The sequence below is a fragment of the Streptomyces sp. NPDC059037 genome (assembly GCF_042740015.1).
Taxonomy (GTDB): Bacteria; Actinomycetota; Actinomycetes; order Streptomycetales; family Streptomycetaceae; genus Streptomyces.
In genome coordinates, this window is sequence record NZ_JBHYIG010000035.1 from 1 (window position 1) to 23,493 (window position 23,493).

The 23,493-nt window shown below is 68.5% G+C and carries 24 protein-coding genes and 1 other RNA gene; 21 read left to right on the forward strand and 4 right to left on the reverse strand.

The window, feature by feature from the left end; all coding sequences use genetic code 11:
* Nucleotides 1–49: 49 nt before the first annotated feature.
* Nucleotides 50–244 carry a hypothetical protein gene (locus tag ACFWY6_RS10520; protein ID WP_360766377.1) on the reverse strand — a complete coding sequence of 65 codons (195 nt, stop codon included), beginning with the start codon at nucleotides 242–244 and terminating at the stop codon, nucleotides 50–52.
* A gap of 239 nt (nucleotides 245–483) precedes the next feature.
* Between ACFWY6_RS10520 and ftsE the strand changes: the two genes are divergently transcribed.
* From ftsE to dacB, 8 genes are all read left to right on the forward strand, one after another.
* Nucleotides 484–1,173, forward strand: a complete 690-nt coding sequence (gene ftsE / locus ACFWY6_RS10525; RefSeq protein WP_266866377.1) for a cell division ATP-binding protein FtsE — start codon at nucleotides 484–486, stop codon at nucleotides 1,171–1,173.
* Nucleotides 1,174–1,216: 43 nt separating this feature from the next.
* On the forward strand, nucleotides 1,217–2,134 hold the full coding sequence (ftsX, locus tag ACFWY6_RS10530; RefSeq protein WP_360766374.1) for a permease-like cell division protein FtsX: 918 nt from the start codon (nucleotides 1,217–1,219) through the stop codon (nucleotides 2,132–2,134).
* 78 nt (nucleotides 2,135–2,212) lie between these two features.
* On the forward strand, nucleotides 2,213–3,403 hold the full coding sequence (locus tag ACFWY6_RS10535) for a S41 family peptidase (protein ID WP_384687809.1): 1,191 nt from the start codon (nucleotides 2,213–2,215) through the stop codon (nucleotides 3,401–3,403).
* A gap of 18 nt (nucleotides 3,404–3,421) precedes the next feature.
* Entirely contained in the window at nucleotides 3,422–3,943 is a 522-nt protein-coding gene (gene smpB, locus ACFWY6_RS10540) for an SsrA-binding protein SmpB (protein ID WP_266866383.1), read from the forward strand.
* Nucleotides 3,944–4,067: 124 nt separating this feature from the next.
* Nucleotides 4,068–4,456: a transfer-messenger RNA gene (gene ssrA / locus ACFWY6_RS10545) on the forward strand.
* Between the two features lie 176 nt (nucleotides 4,457–4,632).
* Nucleotides 4,633–4,905, forward strand: coding sequence for a hypothetical protein (locus ACFWY6_RS10550; protein WP_384687810.1), 273 nt, complete (start codon nucleotides 4,633–4,635; stop codon nucleotides 4,903–4,905).
* Complete coding sequence (locus ACFWY6_RS10555; RefSeq protein WP_384687811.1) at nucleotides 4,902–5,753, forward strand: collagen-like protein; 852 nt, start codon at nucleotides 4,902–4,904, stop codon at nucleotides 5,751–5,753. Before ACFWY6_RS10550 ends, ACFWY6_RS10555 begins: the two co-directional genes overlap by 4 nt.
* Nucleotides 5,750–7,342, forward strand: coding sequence for a D-alanyl-D-alanine carboxypeptidase/D-alanyl-D-alanine-endopeptidase (gene dacB / locus ACFWY6_RS10560; RefSeq protein ID WP_384687812.1), 1,593 nt, complete (start codon nucleotides 5,750–5,752; stop codon nucleotides 7,340–7,342). The genes ACFWY6_RS10555 and dacB overlap by 4 nt, the downstream gene beginning before the upstream one ends.
* Here the strand turns inward: dacB and ACFWY6_RS10565 are convergent.
* Nucleotides 7,266–8,519 (reverse strand): MFS transporter, encoded by a 1,254-nt coding sequence (locus ACFWY6_RS10565; RefSeq protein WP_384687813.1) that lies wholly within the window; start codon nucleotides 8,517–8,519, stop codon nucleotides 7,266–7,268. The genes dacB and ACFWY6_RS10565 overlap by 77 nt on opposite strands.
* 116 nt (nucleotides 8,520–8,635) lie before the next feature.
* Between ACFWY6_RS10565 and ACFWY6_RS10570 the strand changes: the two genes are divergently transcribed.
* The 12 genes from ACFWY6_RS10570 to ACFWY6_RS10625 all read left to right on the forward strand — a co-directional run bounded on the left by ACFWY6_RS10570 (nucleotide 8,636) and on the right by ACFWY6_RS10625 (nucleotide 21,063).
* Nucleotides 8,636–9,643 (forward strand): LysR family transcriptional regulator, encoded by a 1,008-nt coding sequence (locus ACFWY6_RS10570; RefSeq protein ID WP_384687814.1) that lies wholly within the window; start codon nucleotides 8,636–8,638, stop codon nucleotides 9,641–9,643.
* Nucleotides 9,644–9,874: 231 nt separating this feature from the next.
* Nucleotides 9,875–10,573 (forward strand): hypothetical protein, encoded by a 699-nt coding sequence (locus tag ACFWY6_RS10575; protein WP_384687815.1) that lies wholly within the window; start codon nucleotides 9,875–9,877, stop codon nucleotides 10,571–10,573.
* 113 nt (nucleotides 10,574–10,686) lie between these two features.
* Entirely contained in the window at nucleotides 10,687–12,807 is a 2,121-nt protein-coding gene (locus tag ACFWY6_RS10580; RefSeq protein WP_384687847.1) for a glycosyltransferase, read from the forward strand.
* Nucleotides 12,804–14,039, forward strand: coding sequence for an acyltransferase (locus ACFWY6_RS10585; RefSeq protein ID WP_384687816.1), 1,236 nt, complete (start codon nucleotides 12,804–12,806; stop codon nucleotides 14,037–14,039). Before ACFWY6_RS10580 ends, ACFWY6_RS10585 begins: the two co-directional genes overlap by 4 nt.
* 255 nt (nucleotides 14,040–14,294) lie before the next feature.
* The gene (locus ACFWY6_RS10590) at nucleotides 14,295–14,957 is read left to right on the forward strand and encodes a hypothetical protein (RefSeq protein WP_384687817.1); all 663 of its coding nucleotides are present in this window, start codon (nucleotides 14,295–14,297) and stop codon (nucleotides 14,955–14,957) included.
* Nucleotides 14,958–14,992: 35 nt separating this feature from the next.
* Nucleotides 14,993–15,997 (forward strand): hypothetical protein, encoded by a 1,005-nt coding sequence (locus ACFWY6_RS10595; protein WP_384687818.1) that lies wholly within the window; start codon nucleotides 14,993–14,995, stop codon nucleotides 15,995–15,997.
* 478 nt (nucleotides 15,998–16,475) lie between these two features.
* Nucleotides 16,476–16,892 (forward strand): hypothetical protein, encoded by a 417-nt coding sequence (locus ACFWY6_RS10600; RefSeq protein WP_384687819.1) that lies wholly within the window; start codon nucleotides 16,476–16,478, stop codon nucleotides 16,890–16,892.
* Nucleotides 16,889–17,932, forward strand: coding sequence for a hypothetical protein (locus tag ACFWY6_RS10605; protein WP_384687820.1), 1,044 nt, complete (start codon nucleotides 16,889–16,891; stop codon nucleotides 17,930–17,932). Before ACFWY6_RS10600 ends, ACFWY6_RS10605 begins: the two co-directional genes overlap by 4 nt.
* A gap of 44 nt (nucleotides 17,933–17,976) precedes the next feature.
* The gene (locus ACFWY6_RS10610; protein WP_384687821.1) at nucleotides 17,977–18,315 is read left to right on the forward strand and encodes a hypothetical protein; all 339 of its coding nucleotides are present in this window, start codon (nucleotides 17,977–17,979) and stop codon (nucleotides 18,313–18,315) included.
* Complete coding sequence (locus ACFWY6_RS10615) at nucleotides 18,312–19,667, forward strand: putative T7SS-secreted protein (protein ID WP_384687822.1); 1,356 nt, start codon at nucleotides 18,312–18,314, stop codon at nucleotides 19,665–19,667. Before ACFWY6_RS10610 ends, ACFWY6_RS10615 begins: the two co-directional genes overlap by 4 nt.
* A gap of 25 nt (nucleotides 19,668–19,692) precedes the next feature.
* Complete coding sequence (locus ACFWY6_RS10620) at nucleotides 19,693–20,346, forward strand: hypothetical protein (protein ID WP_384687823.1); 654 nt, start codon at nucleotides 19,693–19,695, stop codon at nucleotides 20,344–20,346.
* Between the two features lie 21 nt (nucleotides 20,347–20,367).
* Nucleotides 20,368–21,063, forward strand: coding sequence for a hypothetical protein (locus ACFWY6_RS10625; RefSeq protein ID WP_384687824.1), 696 nt, complete (start codon nucleotides 20,368–20,370; stop codon nucleotides 21,061–21,063).
* On the opposite strand, the gene ACFWY6_RS10630 is transcribed toward ACFWY6_RS10625, so the two are convergent.
* Nucleotides 21,044–21,934: a LysR family transcriptional regulator gene (locus tag ACFWY6_RS10630; protein WP_384687825.1), complete on the reverse strand. Its 891-nt coding sequence runs from the start codon at nucleotides 21,932–21,934 to the stop codon at nucleotides 21,044–21,046. The two genes, ACFWY6_RS10625 and ACFWY6_RS10630, sit on opposite strands and share 20 nt — an antisense overlap.
* A gap of 100 nt (nucleotides 21,935–22,034) precedes the next feature.
* Here ACFWY6_RS10630 and ACFWY6_RS10635 point away from each other — a divergent pair, with 100 nt between their 5' ends.
* Entirely contained in the window at nucleotides 22,035–22,796 is a 762-nt protein-coding gene (locus tag ACFWY6_RS10635) for a hypothetical protein (protein WP_384687826.1), read from the forward strand.
* On the opposite strand, the gene ACFWY6_RS10640 is transcribed toward ACFWY6_RS10635, so the two are convergent.
* On the reverse strand, nucleotides 22,780–23,427 hold the full coding sequence (locus tag ACFWY6_RS10640; RefSeq protein WP_384687827.1) for an NAD(P)-dependent oxidoreductase: 648 nt from the start codon (nucleotides 23,425–23,427) through the stop codon (nucleotides 22,780–22,782). The genes ACFWY6_RS10635 and ACFWY6_RS10640 overlap by 17 nt on opposite strands.
* Between the last annotated feature and the right edge of the window lie 66 nt (nucleotides 23,428–23,493).

Consider the following 23,493-nt stretch of genomic DNA (forward strand, 5'->3'; position numbering starts at 1 on the left):
GGAGCACGGCTCCGGGCCCTTCTGGGTGTCCTGGCGCGCCCCTGGCGCGCTAAACGGTCTGTTGCGCCAGCAGCGCCATCGCCGCGATCAGCACCACGAGGACCCCTATCAGGGCCGCAGGGCTGAGGCCGCCGAACGGCCCCTCTTGCTGCTGCATGCGCTCGCGATTGGCCCGGCACACGGGGCAGCGGCCTTCGCTGACGGGCGCCGCGCAGTTCGCGCACACCAACCTGTCATAGGTCATGCGCTCCTCCTCCCGCACAGTCACAGCCTGCCCAACGCTAGGGGGAACCCAACCGTTCCCCTTCCACTGTGCCAGCTTCCACGGATTTCGGCGCGGCCCGCCCGACGCAGTCGGTTTCGGACTGATCTGTTCCGTGGTATATCCGCGACAATTCGCGCAACTCAGGACGCTGACTGCGCTCGCGCACCGCCTTCGCGTATGGTCACGCACACCTACCCCCGGCTACCCGTGGTGCATCCGTGATCCGATTCGACAACGTCTCCAAGGCCTACCCCAAGCAGTCCCGGCCCGCTCTCCGGGATGTCTCCCTGGAGATCGAGAAGGGCGAGTTCGTCTTCCTGGTGGGATCGTCCGGCTCCGGAAAGTCCACCTTCCTGCGGCTGATCCTCCGCGAGGAGCGCACCAGCCACGGCCAGGTGCACGTCCTGGGCAAGGACCTCGCCCGCCTCTCCAACTTCAAGGTGCCGCACATGCGGCGCCAGTTGGGCACCGTCTTCCAGGACTTCCGTCTGCTTCCGAACAAGACCGTCGGCGAGAACGTCGCCTTCGCGCAGGAAGTCATCGGCAAGTCCCGCGGCGAGATCCGCAAGTCCGTGCCCCAGGTCCTCGACCTCGTCGGTCTCGGCGGCAAGGAGGACCGGATGCCCGGCGAGCTCTCCGGTGGTGAGCAGCAGCGGGTGGCGATCGCGCGAGCCTTCGTCAACCGCCCCAAGCTGCTCATCGCGGACGAGCCGACCGGCAACCTCGACCCGCAGACGTCGGTCGGCATCATGAAGCTGCTCGACCGGATCAACCGGACCGGCACGACCGTCGTCATGGCGACCCACGACCAGCAGATCGTGGACCAGATGCGCAAGCGGGTCATCGAGCTGGAGAAGGGCCGTCTCGTCCGCGACCAGTCGCGCGGCGTATACGGCTACCAGCACTGACGACCCGTACTGATCCACAGCACTGATCCACTGAAAGGGAGCCATGCGCGCCCAGTTCGTCCTGTCGGAGATCGGCGTCGGTCTCCGCCGCAATCTCACGATGACCTTCGCGGTCATCGTCTCCGTCGCCCTCTCGCTCGCCCTGTTCGGCGGCTCGCTGCTCATGCGCGACCAGGTGAGCACGATGAAGGGCTACTGGTACGACAAGGTCAACGTCTCGATCTTCCTCTGCAACAAGGCCGACGCCGAGCAGGACCCCAAGTGTGCCAAGGGCGCGGTCACGAACGAGCAGAAGGAACAGATCCGTCAGGATCTGAAGAAGATGCCCGTCGTGGAGAAGGTCGCGTACGAGTCGTCCGACGACGCGTACAAGCACTACAAGGAGCAGTTCGGCGACTCCCCGCTGTCCAGCTCGCTCACGCCGGACCAGATGCAGGAGTCGTACCGCATCAAGCTGAAGGACCCGGAGAAGTACCAGGTGGTCGCGACCGCCTTCTCCGGGCGTGACGGCGTGCAGTCCGTGCAGGACCAGAAGGGCATCCTGGAGAACCTCTTCGGGCTGCTCAACGGCATGAACTGGGCGGCGCTCGCGGTGATGGCGCTGATGCTCGTCGTCGCGCTGATGCTGATCGTCAACACGGTGCGCGTCTCGGCGTTCAGCCGCAGACGTGAAACCGGCATCATGCGTCTGGTCGGCGCGTCCAGCTTCTACATCCAGATGCCGTTCATCATGGAGGCCGCCGTCGCCGGTCTCATCGGCGGCGGTGTCGCCTGCGGCATGCTCCTGGTGGGCCGTTACTTCATCATCGACCACGGTCTCGCGCTCTCCGAGAAGCTGAATCTGATCAACTTCATCGGGTGGGACGCGGTTCTGGCCAAGCTGCCGCTGGTGCTCGCCATCGGCCTGCTGATGCCCGCGCTCGCCGCGTTCTTCGCGTTGCGCAAGTACCTCAAGGTGTGACAAGACCCGCCTGTGCGTAAGGGCGTCGTGCGGTTCAACCGGCCGTACGGCGCCCTTCGTTGTCCTAGACTCACCGGCATGTCAGGCCTCGACCGGTTCTGCGACCGGCTCTCCCGGCCCCGCCGCATCCGCCGTGGGGCCACGCTGACATTGGTCTTCGCGAGTGTCCTCGCCACCGGCGCGGCCACCGGATCCTGGAGCGAAGGCGCCGAGCAGGGCCGGAAGTCGCCCTCCCCGGCGACCCGTTCCGTCGCCTCGTCCGGCGACGCGGGCGACGCCGCCGACGAAGCGGCCGACGCCGCCGCCGAGGCGATGGCCGACGGCAAGTCCGGCAAGAAGGCCGCGGAGGACGCCGTCAGCCGCAGCGGTGACCGCTGGGGTTCGGTGTACTCCCCCGGGGAGTTCCAGGAGTTCGAGCAGGCCCTCGACGGTGCCTACACCGGAGTCGGCCTGTGGGCCAGGCGCGCGGCCGACGGGCGCATCGAGGTGTCCCGCGTCCAGCGCGGCGGCCCCGCCGACCGGGCCGGCGTACGCGAGGGCGACCGGCTCACGAGCATCGACGGCAGGCGCGTGGCGGGGCTCCCCGTCACCGAGGTGGTGTCCCTGCTGCGCGGCGACCGCGCAGGCACCCCCGTCACCCTGGACCTGGAGCGGGGCACGCGCGCGTGGAGCGAGACGCTGCACCGGGCCCGCCTCTCCACGGACCCCGTGACGGTCACCCGGATCGCGGGCGGCGCCGTACTGATCAAGGTGGACGCCTTCACCAAGGGCTCGGGCGAGCGGGTGCGTTCCGCGGTGCGCAAGGCCCCCGAGGGCGCCGGGATCCTGCTCGATCTGCGGGGGAACTCCGGAGGCCTGGTGTCGGAGGCGGTCACCGCGGCGTCAGGCCTTGTCGACGGCGGCCTGGTGGCGACGTACGACGTGCGCGGCCGGCAGAAGGCGCTCCACGCCGAGCGGGGCGGGGACACCTCCAGACCCGTGGTCACGCTGGTCGACGGCGGCACGATGAGCGCGGCGGAACTGCTCACGGGAGCGCTGCAGGACCGCGGCCGGGCGGTCGTGGTGGGCTCGAAGACCTTCGGCAAGGGTTCGGTCCAGATGCCGAGCCGGCTGCCCGACGGCTCGGTGGCCGAGCTGACGGTCGGGCACTACCGCACTCCTTCGGGGCGAGCGGTCGACGGCCAGGGCATCACGCCCGACCTGGAGGTCGACGGCGGGGCGGAGACCCGGGCCGAGACAGTATTGACTGGCCTCGGACCCCCCTCGTAGTGCGAAAATGGCCGCACTATGGCGAAGGAAAAGGTAAAGCGCAAGGCCGCGAAGGCCGCTGAGAAGGCCCCCGCCCGGAAGATGGTCGCGCAGAACAAGAAGGCGCGGCACGACTACCACATCCTCGACACGTACGAGTGTGGCCTCGTCCTGATGGGCACCGAGGTCAAGTCGCTGCGGATGGGCAGGGCCTCCCTGGTGGACGGCTTCGTACAGATCGACAACGGAGAGGCGTGGCTGCACAACATCCACGTCCCGGAGTACGTGCAGGGCACCTGGACCAACCACTCGGCCACGCGGAAGCGCAAGCTCCTGCTGCACCGGGCGGAGATCGACAAGCTGGAGTCCAAGTCGCAGGAGACGGGTCACACGATCGTGCCCCTGTCCCTGTACTTCAAGGACAGCCGGGTCAAGGTCGAGATCGCTCTTGCCAAGGGCAAGAAGGAGTACGACAAGAGGCAGACACTGCGTGAGAAGCAGGACACCCGCGAGACGAACCGCGCGATCGCGGCGGTCAAGCGGCGCCAGCGGAGCGCCTGAGGTGCCCGCCGCCTGAGGTCGCCAGGAATTGGCTGGCATCGTCGTGCGTTGGTCACGTACGATGGGCCTTGCCCCTCAAGCAGGGGCGCGGTTTGAGCAGTATCTAATTCAAGAGTGCCAACATGGGGATGATCGGTTTCGACAGCGGATGTCGAAGCAGGGGAAGCGAGCCGAGGAAGCGGCAATGATCTCGTAAACCATATGTCGCAACCAATAATCGCCAATTCTAAGAGCGATTCCCAGTCCTTCGCCCTCGCTGCCTAATAAGCAGTGAGTGAAGGACCCTTAATGGGTGTCAGCCCGGGAGTGTTCCCGACCCGGATCCTGGCATAATCTAGGGAACTAAACCATCGAGCCCGGTCACGGGGTTCGATGGGAAATCAAACAGTGACTGGGCCCGTCGGAGACTTGTTCGCGAGATCACCGGGGCCGAGAAAATCGAAGCGAACTGCGCTCGGAGAAGCCCTCCTTTAGCACCGTTGGACGCGGGTTCGATTCCCGCCATCTCCACAATTCCCATGTGAGGTTAAAGCCCCCTGGTCACCGGCCAGGGGGCTTTTCCGTGTGCGGGGCACGGGTCGGTCGGGCACATCCTCTGGGCATGTGACTCGTTACTGCATCCGAGTGGAGGTTCAGAGCAGCCGACGGGGCAGAGGACGGCTGCGTACGCAAGAGCAGGAGGCAGTCGCTTGGATGCCACCGTCACTCTCTTCGGATCTTTTCTCGCCTGCATGGGGGTGCTTGGCGCAGCAGTGGTGGCGTATCTGGGAAAGCGCGGGGAGAACGCGCTCACCGGCTACTCCAGTCTCACGGAGAAGCTCCAGACCGAACGGGACCGGCTGGAGCGCCAGGTCGCCGAACGCGACGTGAAACTCGCAGAGTTAAACGCCTTGCACGCCCATGACCAGAGCGAGATCGCACGGCTTCTCATCGACAACCAACGGCTCGGAGGCACGCCGTGATCCAGCTCGAGCGACTCCTGGCCCGCCGTTGGCGCAGTGTGTTCCTCGTCTGCGTGCTCATCGCGCTCTCCGGTGTCGCGGCGATTCTCTGGGCCCGTATCGACGCCGGTGACCGCCGTGCCGACCAGTTCGCCGCCGAGGCGGACCGGCGCGGCGAGGCCGTTTCCACCCTCGCCCGGGATGTGCGCACCCTGCGTGCGCAGGTCAGGTCCCAGGGGGGCACGCCCGCGGCACCGGACCCCTCCGACGCGATCGACGATCTGCTGGCCCGGGTGCGGGTGCCGGCCGTGGGTCCCGGTTCGCCCGGCGAGGACGGCGCCGACGGTGCGGACGGCTCGGACGGGAAGCCGGGCGAGAAGGGCGCGCGCGGAAGCGGCGGGCAGCAGGGCGACCCCGGAGATCCGGGCGAGCCCGGGGAGCCCGGGGAGCCGGGGAAGTCCGGTGAACCCGGAGAGCCAGGGCCGACGGGACCCCCGGGCGTGGACGGCCGGGACGGCGAGCAGGGGCCCGAAGGGCCGGCCGGCTCGGCCGGGTCGGACGGCCCTCCCGGCCCCGCGGGCGCCGGCGGTGCCACGGGTCCCGCGGGCCCGGCGGGACCCGCGGGGCCTCCCGGCGAGCGAGGCCCCAAGGGTGAAGCGGGGCCCAGCTGCCCCGAGGGCTACAGCCTTCAGCAGCCTCCCGACGACCCCGACGCCCTGGTCTGCCGCCGCGAGGCCGGTGCCCCCGCCGACCCGGCACCGGCCCTGTTGCTTGCGGCCGCGCTGCAGGTCCGCTGCCGTCGGCCGCGGAGGACCGCGGAGTGGGGTCTGTCGCCGGGCGCCGGAGTCAGGGATGCTCCTGGGTCATGAGTAGACCCGTGAGACGCGTCAACACCCGTATGCGCCACTGGATCTGGCCCGCCGTGCTCGGCCTCGCGGCGGCCTCCCTCTCGCTGAGTGCCCCGGCCGGGGCGGATTCCGACCGCAGTGGTCTGCCCGAGGCGATCGACACCATCCTCGGCGATCCCCGGATGGAGGGCGGCGCCGCGAGCGTCGTCGTCGCCGACGCCACGTCCGGTGACGTGCTCTACCAGCACCTGCGCAGCGGGCGCCTGATGCCCGCCTCCAACACCAAACTCCTCACGTCGGCGGCCGCCATGGAGCGGCTCGGCCCCGACCACCGCTTCACCACCGATGTCCTCACCGACGGCAAGCAGCACGGCCCCGTGCTCTCCGGCGATCTGTATCTGCGCGGCACCGGCGATCCGACGACGCTCGCCGAGGACTACGACCGGCTCGCCGCGAAGATCGCCGACGCGGGTGTCCGGCGGGTCTCGGGGCGCCTGGTCGCCGACGACACCCGGTTCGACGACCGGCGCATCGGCGACACCTGGGCCGGCGACGACGAATTCGCGTACTACGCCGCCCAGATCTCCGCGCTGAGCGTCGCCCCGGACACCGACTACGACACCGGAACGGTCATCGTCGAGGCCGTGCCCGGAGCGAAGGCCGGGGACAAGCCCAAGGTGACGGTGTCCCCGAAGACCGACTACGTAGACGTCGACATCAGCGCCGAGACGGTCGCGGCGGGCGGCGAGGACACGCTCACGATCGAGCGGGAGCACGGCACCAACACCATCACCGTCACCGGGACCGTCCCCGTGGGCGGCGACGCCACCAAGGAGTGGATCGCCGTCTGGGAGCCGACCGGCTACGCGGCCGCGATCTTCCGGGACGCGCTCGCCGCCCACGGGGTGCGGGTGAGCGGCCCCACCAAGGCGGGGATCGCGACTCCGAAGGGCGCGCGGCAGCTGGCCAAGCACGACTCCATGCCGCTGAAGGAGCTGATGATCCCCTTCATGAAGCTCTCCAACAACATGCACGCGGAGAACCTCACGAAGGCGATGGGGTACGAGTCGACCGGTCGGTCCGGAAACTGGACGGACGGAATCGCCGCCATCAGTGGCTACTTGAAGACGGCCGGAGTCGATCCGGGCAAGCTGCGCCAGGTCGACGGCTCCGGGCTCTCACGCAAGGACAACGCCCCCGCCGATCAGCTGATCAAGCTGCTCCTCTCGGCGAAGGGCGAGCCCTGGTACGCGGATTGGTACAAGTCGCTGCCGGTCGCCTGCGGCTCCGGCAAGTCCGTGGGCGGCACCTTGCGTTCGCGGATGTGCGGGACCCCGGCGGCCCTCAACGTGCATGCGAAGACAGGGTCGTTGACGGGCGCGTCCGCACTCTCCGGGTACGTGAAGGACGCGGACGGCCGTGAGCTCGTCTTCAGCATCGTCCTCAACAACTACCTGCCCTCCTCGGTGAAGGCCTTGGAGGACGCGATCGTGGTGACGCTCGCCAAGTCGACCGAGGACAAGGCGGTGTCGGTCAAGCCGCGTGCGAAGCGTGCGGCCGAGCCGAGCGGCGATCTGGAGTGCTCGTGGCGGAAGCCCGCGCGATGCTGAGCAGCAGCGCGCAGCACGCGGCGGTGACCGGGACCGCGTAACCGGTGGTGGCGCTCAGGTGCTCCACCACCCAGCCGCCGCCCGCCGCGCCGCAGGCGATGCCCCCGAGGAGGCCGGTCACGGCGAGGGTCATGCCCTCGTTCAACCGCCCCTCGGGGGTGAGCTGTTGGACGACGGTCATGCCGGTGACCATGGTCGGGGCGGTCGCCATCCCGGCGACCAGGAGGGCCCCGGCGAGCACGATCAGCGATCCTGTGAGTGCGGCCGCGAGGAGCGGCAGCGTCATCAGGGCCGCCATCGCGGTGGCGCACAGGATCTGCCGGCGGCGCAGCGAACCGCGCGGCCCGACCGCTCCGTAGAGCAGGCCCGCCGCACAGGAGCCCGCCGCCTGCAGGGCGAGGATCGCGCCCGCGGCGGACTTGTGGCCCTGGGCGTCGGCGTACGCGATCGTCACGACCTCCATCGAGCCGAAGACGGCGCCGGTGGCGAGGAACGCGGCGAGCAGGGTGGGCATCCCGCGCGCGTGGAGGGGCGATTTCCCCTTCGTGGCCGTACGTTCCTGGAGCGGCGGCTCCGTGGTGCGCTGGGCGGCGAAGAGGAGCACGCCCGTCAGGAGCAGCACGATGCCCACGAGGGTGCCCGCCTCCGGGAAGAACGCCCCGCACAGGAAGGCCGCGACGACGGGGCCGAGCATGAAGCACAGCTCGTCCGCCGCCTGTTCGAAGGAGTTGGCGGTGTGCAGGGCCCGGGCGTCGCCCTTCAGGAGATGTGCCCAGCGGGCCCGGGACATGCCGCCGGTGTTGGGGGTCGTGGCCGTCGCCATGTAGGAGGCGAACAGGGTCCAGTCGGGCGCTCCGTAGTGCACGCACAGCAGCAGGGAGAGCGATCCGAGCGCGGCGATCGCGGTGGCCGGCACGGCGATCCGCGCCTGGCCGTGACGGTCGACCAGGCGTGCCGTCCAGGGGGCCACCACGGCGGTCGCGGCGAGGCCCGTCGCGGTGACGGCGCCGGCCAGCGCGTACGAACCGCGGGCCCCGGCGATCATGATGACGGCGCTCACGCTGAACATGCCCATGGGGAGGCGGGCGATGAGGTTGCCGACGGTGAAGGCGACGGCTCCGGGTATGCGGAAGAGGTGGGTGTAGGGGACGCGGCGGGGGTGTTCGGCGGGCGGCATGGGATCACCATCACCGGGGCGGTGGCGCGTGGTCCAACACCTTCTGGGTGCCGATTCACGCACCTGCGTTGTAAGTTCCCGGGGTGACCGGAGAGCCTCGTACATCTCATGACCCGGTGGGGCCGCCCTCGCGCGACGTACGCGACCTGGTGGACCCGCGCCTGCTGCGGGCCTTCGTGGTCGTCGCCGAAGAGCTGCACTTCACCCGGGCCGCCGCCAGACTGTACGTCGCCCAGCAGGCGCTGAGCCGTGATGTGCGGCGCCTGGAACGGGAGTTGGGCGCCGGCCTTTTCGCGCGCACGACGCGGCAGGTCACGCTGACGGCGGAGGGGGAGCGGCTGCTGCCGTACGCGCGGCGGGTCCTGGAGGCGCAGGACGATCTGGCGGCCGCCTTCCCGCGGGACCGGGGCGGGGCGGCGGCTTCGGCCAGGCCCCTGCTGGTGGACCTGAACAGCCCGGGGCTCGTCTTCGGGCGGATCCTGGAGCGGGCCCGCGAACTCGCCCCCGACTGCGAGCTGATGGCCCGCTTCGAGAGCGGTCTCACCTGGGCCGCTGCGGAGATCGACGCGGGGCGGCTCGATGTGTCCTTCGGGCGGTACGCCGGGCTCGAACCGGCGCTGCGGGCGCGGCTCGACCAGCAGCCCGTGCGCTACGAGCCGATGGCGGTGCTGCTGCCGCTCGGCCATCCGCTGGCCGAACTCGACGCGGTGCCGCTGGACGCGCTGGCCGGGGAGAGCGTGTACGCGGGGGCGGGCAATCACCGGACGCTGGAGTGGACCGACCTGGCGCACCGGCTCTTCGCCGGGCGCGGCATCGAGGTGGCGCCGCCCGCGCCGCTCGCGGTGGGCCAGGAGGAGTTCGGGCGGATCATGGCCAAGAACCGGAACCCCGTGCTCGCCGTGGTGGACTTTCCGGCCATGCCCGGGGCCGTTCTGCGGCCTTTGACCGACCCTGTTCCCCTGTCGCCGGTGTCGCTGGTGTGGCGGAAGGGCCTGGTGCATCCAGGAGTGGACGCACTGCGCAGGGCCGCCGCCGAGCTCGCCGCCGCCGAGGGATGGCTCCGACGGCCCGAAGACGGATGGGTTCCGGCCACAGATGCACTCATCATGATGAGTCTGGACTGATGGATTAGTACGACTGTCGCCGCCGTGCGCTACATTCATAGTCCGGGCACGGTGTGATAGGGGGGCGCTCGGATCGGGTGGGGGCCTGGTCCGGACGGCAAGTTGCCCGGAGTCGTGCGCGCCCGAGACAGGTTATGTGGGGGGTTGCGCGTACGCATGGACAATTGGCGAGAAGATGCCCTACCGGAACACACCCATGATCCGAACGAGGTCACCGTTCAGATCGACGGGGTGGGGCGACAGCTGGCGGACTTCTCCGCCGGGAGTGACCAGGACGCGCCGGACGGGCCGGTTTTCGTCGACGAGACGGGCCGCCGCAGCCGGCGGTACCGCCGCATCGGCGTGATCGTCGGCATCGCCTGCGCCGTCTACGCGGTGATCATCGTCGGCACGCTGCTCTCGGGCAACTCCAGCGCGCCCTGGCTGCCGACGCCCGGACCCAAGGACGACAAGCCGGCGAGCCAGGTGGACACACCCGACGGCCCGGCGGACTCGGCCGACCCCTCGGCCTCGCCCGGCGTGACACCGTCGCCCGGCGCGACGGACGCCAGTGGCACCGCGCCCGCGCCCGGCGGCAGCGACCCCACCGACCCCACGAAGCCCGGCGACGGCACCGGCAAGCCCGGCGAATCGCCCGACCCCGACCCGACGGACGACGGCAAGCCCGACCCGGACCCGACGGACGACGGCGGCGATCCCGACCCCACGGACAAGCCCACCACGCCCGACCCCGACCCGGACCCGACCGAGCCGACGGACCCGCCCACGGATCCGGACCCCACCGAGTCCTCCAGCGGCGGCGCGGGAGGCGGCGGCGAAGTCCCCGTGGTGAACCCCGCCGCCGACCAGCAGTCCACGAGCGCCCAGTCGGTCGGCTACCAGTCCCCGCACAGCGCTGACCAGCAGCCCTCGGAGGCCGCACAGCGATGAACGTCCGCACCAACAGCCGCACGGCTCCGGCAGGTCACGGGCGCGGTCGGCCCCGTCGTGCCCAAGGGCGCCGCGCCAAGGCGACGCGCACCGTCAGGCGGCGCAGACTCCCCATGCGCTATCTGCTGCCCTCGCTGCTCCTCGTCGCCCTGATGGCGATGCTGATGCTGCGCGGGTACACCCACAGCGAGATCCTCGCCGACCACCGCGTGCGCCCGCCCGCGGCCACCGACAAGGTGCCCCAGAAGGTCCTCGAAGGCGGCCCGGTCATCGACACCCGGGGCGGTCACGAGGAGACGCTGAGCGTCCCCGACCACCGCCTGGTCCTCACCTTCGACGACGGCCCGGACCCGGAGTGGACCCCCAAGGTCCTGGACGTACTGAAGAAGCACCACGCGCACGGCGTCTTCTTCGTCACCGGCACGATGGCGTCGCGCTACCCCGACCTGGTCGAGCGCATGGTCGCCGAGGGCCACGAGGTCGGCCTGCACACGTTCAACCACCCCGACCTCTCCTACCAGTCCACGAGCCGCATCGACTGGGAGCTCTCGCAGAACCAGCTGGCGCTCGCGGGCGCGGCAGGCATCCGCACCTCCCTCTTCCGCCCCCCGTACTCCTCCTTCTCGGACGCGATGGACAACAAGTCCTGGCCGGTCACGAAGTACATAGGAAGCCGCGGTTATCTCACCGTTGTCAACGACACCGACAGTGAGGACTGGAAGCGCCCCGGCGTCGACGAGATCATCCGCCGTGCCACGCCCAAGGGCGGCAAGGGCGCCGTCGTCCTGATGCACGACTCCGGAGGCGACCGCTCGCAGACGGTCGCCGCGCTCGACACCTTCCTGCCCGATCTGCAGGACAAGGGCTACCACTTCACCAACCTCACCGAGGCCCTGGAGACGCGCAGCGCGCACGCGCCGGTCTCCGGCATAGAGCTGTGGAAGGGCAAGGCCTGGGTCTTCCTGGTCGGTGCGTCGGAGCAGATCACCGGCGGCCTAGTCGTCGCACTGGCCGTGATCGGCTTCCTCGTGATGGCCCGCTTCGCCCTGATGCTGCTGCTCTCCGCGGTGCACGCGCGCAAGGTCCGCAGACGCGGCTTCCGCTGGGGCCCGGACGTCACGGAACCGGTCTCGGTCCTGGTCCCGGCGTACAACGAGGCCAAGTGCATAGAGGCCACGGTCCGTTCGCTCATGACGAGCGACCACCCCATCGAGATCATCGTGATCGACGACGGCTCGACGGACGGCACCGCGCTGATCGTCGAGGGCCTCCGCCTGCCGAACGTACGCGTCGTACGCCAGCAGAACGCGGGCAAGCCCGCGGCGCTCAACCGCGGGATCGCCAACGCCCGTTTCGACCTCATCGTGATGATGGACGGCGACACGGTCTTCGAGCAGTCCACCGTCCGCGAGCTGGTGCAGCCGTTCGGCGACCCGCGCGTGGGCGCGGTGGCGGGCAACGCGAAGGTCGGCAACAGGGACTCCCTCATCGGCGCGTGGCAGCACATCGAATACGTGATGGGCTTCAACCTCGACCGCCGGATGTACGACATGCTCGGCTGCATGCCGACCATCCCCGGCGCCGTGGGAGCCTTCCGGCGCTCGGCACTTGAGCGGGTCGGCGGCATGAGCGACGACACGCTCGCCGAGGACACCGACATCACCATGGCGATGCACCGGGACGGCTGGCGGGTCGTGTACGCGGAGAAGGCGCGTGCCTGGACCGAGGCACCGGAGACGGTGCAGCAGCTGTGGTCCCAGCGCTACCGCTGGTCGTACGGCACGATGCAGGCGATCTGGAAGCACCGCCGCTCGCTGATCGAATCGGGCCCGTCGGGCCGCTTCGGCCGGGTCGGTATGCCGCTGGTGTCCTTGTTCATGGTCCTGGCGCCGCTGCTGGCCCCGCTGATCGACGTATTCCTGCTGTACGGATTGGTCTTCGGCCCCACCCAGAAGACGATCATCGCGTGGCTCGGCGTCCTCGCCATCCAGGCGGTGTGCGCGGCGTACGCCTTCCGGCTCGACCGCGAGCGCATGACCCATCTGATCTCGCTGCCCCTCCAGCAGATTCTCTACCGGCAGCTGATGTACGTCGTGCTGCTGCAGTCCTGGATCACTGCCCTGACCGGAGGCCGCCTGCGCTGGCAGAAGCTCCGGCGTACGGGAGTGCTGGGGTCGCCGCCCTCGATTCCGCAGCAGCGGGCGGGCGGCGCCGATCGGAGGCCCGTCGCATGACCTATCCCACGCAGCCGCTGCCGCAGGTGCCTCAGGCGGCGCCTCCTGCGGCGCCTCCTGTGGCGCCCGCTCCCGTTGCCGGAAAGAAGCCGGGCCGGGACCGCTACTTCGACGTACTGCGCTCGCTGGCCCTGGTCCGTGTCGTCATCTACCACCTGTTCGGCTGGGCCTGGCTGACGATCCTGTTCCCGTCGATGGGCGTGATGTTCGCGCTGGCGGGCGCGCTGATGGCGCGCTCGCTGAAGCGCCCGGCGTGGGGCGTGATCAGGGGCCGAATACGCCGACTTCTCCCTCCCATGTGGGCGTTCAGCGCGGTGGCCCTGTTCCTGCTGTTCTACGGCGGCTGGAACGTGACGAAGGACCCGGACCACGGGGACACCTGGGGCCTGGTGTCGATGCTCAACTACGTGTTCCCGATAGGCGCCCCGCCGTTCCCCTGGCACATCGGGGACAAGGCGGGCCTCCTGGAGGACACCTGGCCGGCGCAGGCCGCGGGCCCGCTCTGGTACATCCGCGCGTACCTGTGGTTCGTGATCGCCTCGCCGTTGTTGCTGTGGGCGTTCCGCAGGCTCCCGTGGGTGACGCTGTTCGCGCCGCTGGCTTTGACGGCGGTGCTCGCCACGGGCGTGGTGAAGATCCCGGGCGAGACGGGCAACGCGGTGACGGACTTCGCGATGTACGGCAGCTGCTGGGTCCTGGGCTTCGCCCACCAGGAGGGCGTACTGGCGCGCGTCCCGCGCTACTTGGCGGTTTCCGTCTCGGCCCTGATCATGGCGTTCGGCCTGTGGTGGGCGTCGGGCCATCTGGGCCCGGACGGCTGGGACCTGAACGACATCCCGCTGGCGCAGGCGGCGTGGTCCTTCGGCTTCGTCGTCATCCTGTTCCAGTACTCACCGTCGTGGCAGGAACTGCCGGGCCGCTTGAGGAAGTGGGACAAGCTGGTGACGCTGTCCAACAACCGCGCGGTCACGATCTACCTCTGGCACAACCTGCTGATCATGGCGACGGTGCCGATCATCGACATGGCGTACGACTTGCCGTTCATGCAGGACGAGCAGTGGAGCTCGGCGCTGGACACGACGTACATGCTGTGGATGACGGTGCTGGTGTGGCCGTTGATCGGGCTGATGATTGTGGCCGTGGGCTGGCTGGAGGATGTGGCGGCACAGCGGAGGCCTCGGCTTTGGCCGAATGGGGCGAAGGTGGGGAAGGGGCGGCGGGCCGCTCGGTAGGGCGGGCGTCAGCAGCGCGCGCGTCAGCGTGAGGGTGGCCGTGGATCGCACTCTGGTGTGGTGTGCGGCCACTTTTGTGTGTGGGGCTCAGGGCGGCGCGAAGTTACCAACTAAGGGTGAACTTGGAGCCCTTGAATGTGCTGATATGTCCTAACGCTGGGTGAACATGCCGCTGGCATCGCCCACCTCTGCTGGATAACTTGCTCGCTCCCGAGGGTCTTCGCCTCGCCTCGCTTGCCTCGCCAGGAGCCGAACATGCCCAGTCGCCCCCACCTGTTCGCGGCGGTCGCCGTCACTGTTGCCGTGGTGCTTTCGCTGTCTGCGTGTGGAGTAGGTGCCGAGGGGGACAAGGGCGCGGAGAAGATCGCGGGCGCGGATGTGGGGGACAGGGAGAGAAGGCCGCCGTCCCCGGCGGCGTCCGACGACGGCATCGACCGGCCGGAGATCAAGCTGCCGAAGGGCGTGGAGAACGTCTTCGAGGGCGGTGAGACGGGCGATTCGGTGAAGGACGCGGTGCTTGCGGACAACGAGCGGCGTATCGACTCGATCGACGAGGCGGTCACCGTCAACGCGAAGAAGCACCCGGCGTTGGAGTTCTACTCGTCGGGCGATGCGCTGGTTTCAGCGGCGTACTTCATTGAGGGCTTCTACGACAACGGCAAGAGCTTCGTCGGGACCACCCGCTACTACGACCGGAAGGTCACCCTGCTCAAGAACGGTGCCGCAGCCGTGACTTACTGCATGGACGCCACGAAGACCTACCCTCAGGACCGGAAGACCGGGAAAGTTGATCGGTCCATCCCGGCATCGGCGAATGACTACGGCTTCTACAACACCCGTTTGAAGAAGAATCACAGGGGTGTCTGGCAGACCACTCTCGTCATCTCGGAGGAAGCTGCCAAGCGGTGCATGCCATGAGCGGCCGAGCTTGGACGTGGTGTGTTGCCCCCACCGTGGCTCTGTCGATTGCCGCTGTGCCGGGCGTCGGCTACGCGGGTGGCGGCATCGGTGCGGGGAACGGCCAGGAGAGCGCCCAAGGCGGCAAGCAAGGGCGGACCATCACCGTCCGGACAGGCATCCAGACCAGCGCCAAGGGAGATCCGGGATCTGCCAGGACAGGCAGCCTCACTTCTGCGGACGGCAACTGGACGCCTCCGGCGTGCTGGTACGAGCCCGCCTTCTCGCCGCGTGAGATCAAAGAGACGGTCAAGGGGTTGCGTGGCCTTGGCGCCGGGATTCCGCTGATGGGCGGTATCGGCGTCGGCCTCGGGGACGCCCTCGACGCGTACTACAAAGACGGTCACCCCTACAAGAACTACAACCTCGACAAGCAGGGCGAGGGAATGTTCTGGGCCCGGGTGGTCAATCCCAATCGCAAGGACGACCCGGAGGCGATGGCCTGCGACCGGCCGCCCTTCTGGGTCGACAAGGGGGAGTCGCCGGATGAGCCTCTCGCCGTGAGCCCGGCGGTTCTCGCCGCGTACGCGTACGACGAACTCCCCGTCCCCGATACGGAAGTCGCCATGGTGCCGCCCGGCGAGACCAAGGTCAATCTGCCGACCTGGATCTGGCTGGACAAGGCCAAGTTCAAGAAGGTCTCGGTGACCGCGAGCATCCCGGAGGCCGGGCTCTCCGCTACCACGACCGCCGAGCCGGTGTCGATGAAGGTCGATCCGGGGACGCCGGACGCCGAGACGTACCCGGCCTCCGGCGAGTGCTTGATCGAGGGCGGCCGGATTGGTGAGCCCCGAGCCAAGGGCACGCCCGCGGAGACGATGCCGCCGTGCGGAGTGAAGTATCTGCGGTCCTCCGGGGGCGACTCGTACGAACTGCGGGCCACCATCACTTGGAAGATCAGCTGGGCCAGCACCACGGGTGAGGGCGGTGACCTTCCTGACGGTGAGTTCGGGGCGGAGCAGGGCGTCGTCGTTGAGGAGATCCAGACCGTCAACCGCTGACCGGCTCGTCACGGCGTACAACGCCGACGCAAATGTGCCTGCGTACCCGGAAGTTCGGGCCCTCGTCAAGGAGGTGAGGGTGGTCTCACTCGCTCAGGGTGGAGAGGGCCGCGTTGCGCGTCGCCGGGGCTGATACGGGGCCCTTATGTGCCGATATGCCTGCTGCCCCGCGAACATGCCGATGGCACTGGCCACGCCCCGTGGATAGCTTCCTGCACTCCAGAGGATCTTCTCGCTCCAGGAGCTGACAGTGATTCGGCGTCCCACCTTTCTCGCAGCGGCTGCTCTGACTGCCGCCGCCGTGGTTGTCCCGCTCTCGGCCTGCGGGGGCCAGAACGAGAAGATCGCCGGGGTGGGATCGGGCGACGAGGAGAGAGTTCCACCGTCTCCGACGGCGTCGGAGGATCGGATCGACCGGCCCCAGATCAGGTTGCCGAAGGGTGTTCAGCTCGCCTTCTCTCCGGAGACGACGGGCGAGGTGAAGACCGATGCCGTGTTGCGGGACAACGCCGAGTATCTGCGTGCCATCAACGAAGCGATCGAGAAACAGGACGCCAAGTCCGAGGCCATCGTGTTCTACAGCAAGGACACGGCGCTGCTCGGCACGGTCGAATGGGTCAGCGGGTTCATCAAGGACAACACGACGCTGACGGGCTCGGCGCGTTACTTCAACCGCAAGGTCACGTTCAGCAACGACGGTTCGGCCGGACTCACGTACTGCGCGGACGAGTCCAAGGGATACACGAAGGACCGTAAGACCAAGAAGATCAACGTCACCCCGGCCACGGAGAACTCGTACGTCTTCTACAACGACCGCCTGCGGAAGAACACGAAGGGCATCTGGCAGGTCACCAAGAGCTTCTCGGAGCGCGGAAGTAAGGCCTGTCAGCCATGAACCGACGCACCTTCGTGCTGGTCACGCTCTTGGCCGCGTACTTCGCTGCGGACTCCGCAGCAGCGATGGCATGGGCGGACTGGGCGAATGCCAACAGTCACAGCAAAGAGGCGAAGGGCGGCAAGAGCGGCCGAACGATCACGGTTCAGACGAAGGTGCGGACCACCGTCAATGGCGCTTCGAGGTCGGTCAGCACAGGGAATCTCACGTCGACGGGCGGCAACTGGACCCCTCCCGCGTGCTGGTACGAGCCCGCGTTTTCGCCCAAGGAGATCGAGAGAACCGTCAAGGCGTGGCGCGGATTCGGCAACGGCATCCCGGTTTTCGGCGGTGTCGGGGAGTTCGTCGGCGACTACCTCGACAGCCGGTACAAGGAAGGCAAGCCCTACAAGAACTACAACCTCGACAAGCAGGGCGAGGGGATGTTCTGGGCGGCGGTCGTCAATCCCAACCGTAAGGACGACCCGGAGGCGATGGCCTGCGATCGGCCGCCCTTCTGGGTCGACAAGGGGGAGTCGCCGGATGAGCCTCTCGCCGTGAGCCCGGCGGTTCTCGCCGCGTACGCGTACGACGAACTCCCCGTCCCCGACACGGAAGTCACCATGGCGCCGCCCGGCGGGACCAAGGTCAATCTGCCGACCTGGATCTGGCTGGACAAGGCCAAGTTCAAGAAGGTCTCGGTGACCGCGAGCATCCCGGAGGCCGGGCTCTCCGCTACCACGACTGCTCGGCCCGTCTCCCTCACGATCCATCCCGGCACGGCGGACGCCGAGACGTTCCCGGCGTCGGGAGAGTGCCCCATCAGAGGCGGGCGGATCGGTGCGCCACGGGCCAAGGGGACGCCGGCGGAGACGCTGCCTCCATGCGGCGTGCGGTATTTGCGGGCCTCGGGGCAGGACGGCTCGTACGAACTGAACGCCACTCTGACTTGGCAGATCAGTTGGACCAGTACGGCGGGTGACGGGGGTGGTCTGCCGGACGGGGTGTATGGGGTGGCGCAGGACGTCGTGGTCAAGGAGATCCAGTCCGTGAACCGGTGAGTGTGAGTGTCTACGTATTCGCAAGGAGAGGAGAAGCGCGCGCGATGGCGGATCGGCTCGTGGTCGACGGTGATGAGCTCGAACACTTCATGAAGCTGCTCAACAGATCGAGGGATTCGCTGAAGAGCATGCGCAAGGCGTTGGGTGATGCGACCACCATGGGGCTCGGGACGGACGACCTCGACTGGGCCTGCGCGGACTTTCAGGACGACTGGAAGTACGGCACGGAACAGATCGGTGAGCAGACCGAGGACCTCGCGAAGATCATCAATGCGAGCAAGGAGAGTTACCGCGAGGTCGACAAGGCGCTGGAGGAGTGCCTGAAGGAGAAGGGCGAGGGCAAGGGCAAGGCGAAGCGTGGCGGTTCTGGGGGTGCGGCTTGACGTACGATCCCGCTGCCGCGACGACCCTCCCGTCGAATTCGCCGGCCCGCCGCAACGGTCCGCTTCCGCAGGGCATGAAGTCCTCTCCGGAGGTCCCGAATCCTGACTACCCGGATCTCGGGTTCAACCCGGTGCCGGGCGACACCGAAACGGTGGAGGCGCTGCGCCGGAAACTGGTCGACTGCGCCACGACTCTGCAGGAGACGCACGGTGTGGTGACTCGATTGATGGACGGCAGCTACTGGAAGGGCGACGCGGCCGTCGCCTTCCGGGAGCAAATCGAGGATGGCCCGCTTCCGAAGAACCTTAAGGACGCGGCTAATTCCATCGGTAAGGCGGCCAAGCATCTGCATCGCTGGCACGGTGAACTCGACGATTTCCAGCGCCGGGCCAAACGCCTGAATCAGGCGGCGAAGGATGCACGCGTTGCCCTGGAGGCAGAGAAGGGGCGCGCCGAGCGTGCGGGTGACGACCCGGACCTGGACGAGGAGGGCGCGGCCCGGCACGACGACGCGAAGAAGGCGTTGCGACGGGCCAACGGGCAGGTGCAGGACGCTCAGGACGAACTCGACGGAATTCTGAAGCGAGCCCGGGGCCTGGCCAGCGAGCACGAAGAGCGGGCCAACTACCGGGCGGGCAAGATCCGTGACGCGACGCACCGGCTGGCGCCGAACGAACCAGGCTTGTTCGACAGGGCGACCGACTGGGTCAAGGAGAACCTGCCGGACATTCTCAGTGCGCTGGCTGGTGTCGTCGCCCTGGTGGCGATCGTCTTTTCCGGTCCGTTGGGGATCGCGATGGTGGCGGCGTTGATGTTGGCGTCTTCGGCGTTGAGTGCGGGTGCGCTTGGGGCGCGGGTGTGGGATCCGGAGGTGCGGGCGTCGTTGATGGACGGGGTTACCAAGCGGGAGTTCGATGCGGATTTCTGGAGCAATGCGGTGTCGGTGGGGGCGGATGGGTTGGGGATGGTTCCGGGGTTGGTGGCTGTCGTGAAGGGAGGGGTACGGGCTGCGCGCGCAGTGCGTGCAAGCTCGGGGGCCATGAGCCTGGGACAACAGATGGCCACCTTTGGGACCAAGACCATGGATGAGGCGCGGACCATCGCAGCCCTGGACAACCGGTTGATCGCGCGCTTGGTCCGTGGAGTCAGTGACCCGGCGAAGGCTGCCAAGGCAGTAGCCACCGGTTCAGGGTCCCTTGGCGTGGGCACAGCGAACTTCGGCCTGATCGATAGTGCCTTGGACGGCGACGACACCAAGGTCAAGGACGGTGCCGTCGCCGGGATCGACGGTGCGCGGCTGGGCCTCGACAGCGGTGGGGTTCTGAGCCTCGCCCGCCATGCCTTCTCGTGATTCTCTCGACGGAAAAGAGCGCCTCATGAATCCTGCTGACTTCACCACCGCCTGGGACCACCCGACGACCCGCCTGGCTTGGTTGCGCCACATGTGTATGAACGTGGTCGGGCTCATCGGGTGGGCGGGAGGCTGGATCGTGCTCCTGGGCATCTCGACCTACACACCCAACTGGGTTGTGTTGGTCTTCATGCCCTACTTCATCTATGGGTTTTACCGGGTATACATCCAGTTCAAGTACTTCCGCCCGGCGCTGCACATGCTGCGTATCCTCCGCACGTATCCATGGCAGGTGCTACACGGAGTTCCGAATGGGTTGACCGAACGCTCTGAAGTTGTCGGCAGTCAGTTCGGGTGGTTCGAGTTCCCCAACCCGGCACACCCGGATCAGCAACTGCCATTGGTCTTCGGCGAGCACATGCGTACGGAGTGGTGGAGCCGGAGAATGGCCCCCCGCGCCAAGCCCAAGCTGAAGGCCCAGATCGAGGTGGTGTGGTTCGCCGGTGACCCCCGATTCATTGGGCTCATCGCCGCTCCAACAGCCAGCGGCCAAGCACCCCGGCGTCTCCAAGTCCTTCACCAGCAGATGAGTGCCGAGGGCGGCCGCCACTTCTCCGACTGGGGCGCAACCCCCGAGGACATCGAGCGCGGCCGACGCGTCGGCATCTACCCGGCCTAGCCCCTGAAGAGGCATGCCCCCATGAGTAGCGACACCTCCACCCCCTACTTCACCCTCCACGAATCCGCCCAAGACCCCGACGCGGACATCTGGTTCGTCGAACCGGCCGGCTTCACCGCCATCCCGCTCGACGTGTTCCTCGCCCCGCAGGATTCCCCAGCCACCGACAAGCTGCGCAACGTCCTCGCCCCGCTCCTCGACGCGGCTCCCGATGGCACGGCTGCGCGCCAGCAGCTCTTCGCCCAACTATCCGCAGGGCAGCAGATATTGGCAGCCCTGTGCCAAGCCGGGACAGTGCACTGTTCCGTGGGGCTGCATCGCGACGACGACGTGGGCGGAACAGGCGGCCCGCTGCTGCTCTCCCTCCTTACCCTCTCCTGGCGGGATATCGTCCTCGCCCCGCCCGCCATCACCGCCGCCCGTGCCGTCGCGTCGTCCGATGGGCACACACACGTCGAGTACGTCGAACTGCCCTGCGGGCCCGCGTCCGTAAGCGAGACCGTGCGTACGCCCTCCCTCGGCAGCGGCCTCCCGCAGCAGCCGCTGCTCCAGATTCATGCCCACCTTCCGCACCCGGCGGGCAGGCGGCTTGCCATCCTCACCCTGACCACCGCCGAAGTCGCTCGCCGGGAGCACTACCGCGCCATCCTCGGGCAGGTCGCGGAGCTGGTCAGCTTCGATGATCCGCTCGCCGACGTCATCCCGCGGCCCGCCTGAGAGCTGCCGCGAGGAGTGCCGGGGGACCGTCCGCCGCGTTGCTGTGCAGGGCCTCGGTGCGGTGTACCAATCGTGGTGCGGAGACGGGGACCGCCTTGGTGCCGGGTATGCCTTCGATCGCCGATTGGGGTAGGAGGGCGAGTCCGTGTCCTGCAGCGGTGAGGGCTAGGAGTCCGCGTACGTCGGTTCCTTCGTAGCGCAAGGACGGGCGGAAGCCGTCGGTTCCGCTCGCGGTGCGGAGCTGTGGCAGTGGGATGGCGGTGTCGGGGGCGTCGATCCAGCGGGCGTCGGCGAGGTCGACCAGGCGGAGGCCGGTCCCGCCTGCCAGTGGGTGCTGAGCGGGGAGAGCGACGGCCGGCCGTTGTTCAGTGACAGCTGTCGCCGTGAGTGGGCCGACGTCGGGGAGGTGCAGTGGGTCGTTGGGCGCGGCCACGCCGTCGACCAGGCCGATGTCCAGTGCTGCGGTGGCGACTTGGCGGGCGATGACCTCGCGGCTCAGGACACGTACCGTCACCTCCCAAAGGGGCTGCGTCCGGCGTATGTCGGCAAGCGTTCGGGTGAGCTGTGGCGTCAGGGCCAGAGGCGAGACACCGATGACGATGCGGGCCGCAGGTGCCGCGGTGAGGCGCGCGATGTCCGCGCGGGCCGCGTCCAGTCGCAGCAGCAGCGGCCCTGCGTGCTCAAGGAGCCGGACGCCGACGCCTGTTGGAGAGACCGGTCGCCGCTGGAGCAGGACCGCTCCGAGGTCGCCTTCGAGCGCGGCGATGTGCTGGGACACCGCCGACTGGGTGTAGCCCAGTTCGCGAGCCGCCTCGGAGAAGGAACCGCAGCGCGCCACGGCAATGAACGTACGGAGAAGGTGCGGATCCATGCCCGTCAGTATTGCCACCGGCATTGCCATCAGTATTGCTAATGGGAGGGTCGCGGATCATCGTTGGTGCTGAACTCGGTCGCCAGGTCAGGATGTTCGCATGTCTGAGCCCGTGAACGTGAACATCTCGACGGCCCGCCTCGCGCTGGTGGGCGACCGCTCGCCCGGCGTGCGGGCCCACACTCGTATCCCCGGCCTTCTCGACGCGCTGGCCCAGCGCGACCAGCTGGTCCTGGACGCGTACTGGATACCGACCCAGGACGCGGAAGACGCCGACGGTCTCAGCGGGTTCGATGCCATCTGGCTTGTGCCCGGAAGTCCCTATCGCAGCGAAGCCGGGGCGATCGCGGCGGCCCGCACCGCGCGTGAGCAGGGGATCCCGTTCCTGGGTACGTGTGGTGGCTTCCAGCACGCGCTTCTGGAGTTCGCGCGCGGCGTGTGCGGGCTCTCCGGTGTTGACCACGCGGAGAACCGACCGGAGGGGGACGACTTGCTCGTCGTCCCCCTGGCCTGCTCCCTGGTCGGTCACGAAGGCGTGGTCAAGGTGGTGGCGGGCTCGTTGGCGGAGCGTGTCCTGGGTGCTGAGCGGACTGTCGAGCGGTACCACTGCTCGTACGGCCTCAGCCCGGCCTATCTGAATGTGCTGCGTGCGCACGGGCTGCGCTTCAGCGGCGTCGACGAGGCGGGCGACGTGCGTATGGCCGAGCTGACGGACCACCCGTTCTTCCTCGCCACCTTGTTCCAGCCCGAGCTCGCGGGCGACGGCACTCGGCCCCACCCGATCATCCGGGCGCTGGCCGCTGCGGCGGTTGACCATGCGGCTGCGGCCGAGGGCTCTGTGCCGTTCAGTACCCGGCGGTGAAGCGAGTGCGCCGGTGCTTGGGGAGTTCGGCCTCGTCCAGGAGCGCCACCGCCAAGTCCTCCATGGAGAGGGAGGAGTTGCCTTCGGCGTCGACGATGAGCTCATCCGTGCCGAGCCGGAAGACGCCGGTGCGGACGCCCGGCTCAAGCAGGGCGGACGGGCTCAGATACGTCCAGTCGACCTCGGTGTCGGCGGTGCGGACGGCGTCGTACTGATCGTTGGAGGCGAGGGCGATGTGCCGCCAGGCGGTGGGGACGTAGGCGGGGTCGTCGATCGCCAGGACGCCTTCCTTGCCCGGCACGGTCAGGCTGCCGGCCCCGCCGACGATCATCAGACGTACGCCGTTGATGTTCGCGAGTCCCGCGAGCAACGCCCGGCTGATGGCGGCGTGTTCGGGTTCGCGGCCGGGGGCGGGTCTGGTGGCGTTCACCACGAGGTCCTGGCCGGCGCTCAACTCGGCGATCCGCTGGGGGTCTTGGGCGTCGCCGGTGCGGTGGGCGGCGCCCGGGTGCAGCTCGCCGAAGCGGGCGGCGTCGCGGACGACGGCGGTGACTTCGTGGCCGCGGGTGAGGGCCTCGGTGACGACGCGGCTGCCGACGTTTCCGGCTGCTCCGAAGACGGTGATGCGCATGGGGAGTGCTCCTTGGGTGGTGGGGCGGTGGGGTGGTTGATCGTGAGTGTGCCGTGAGTACGTGAG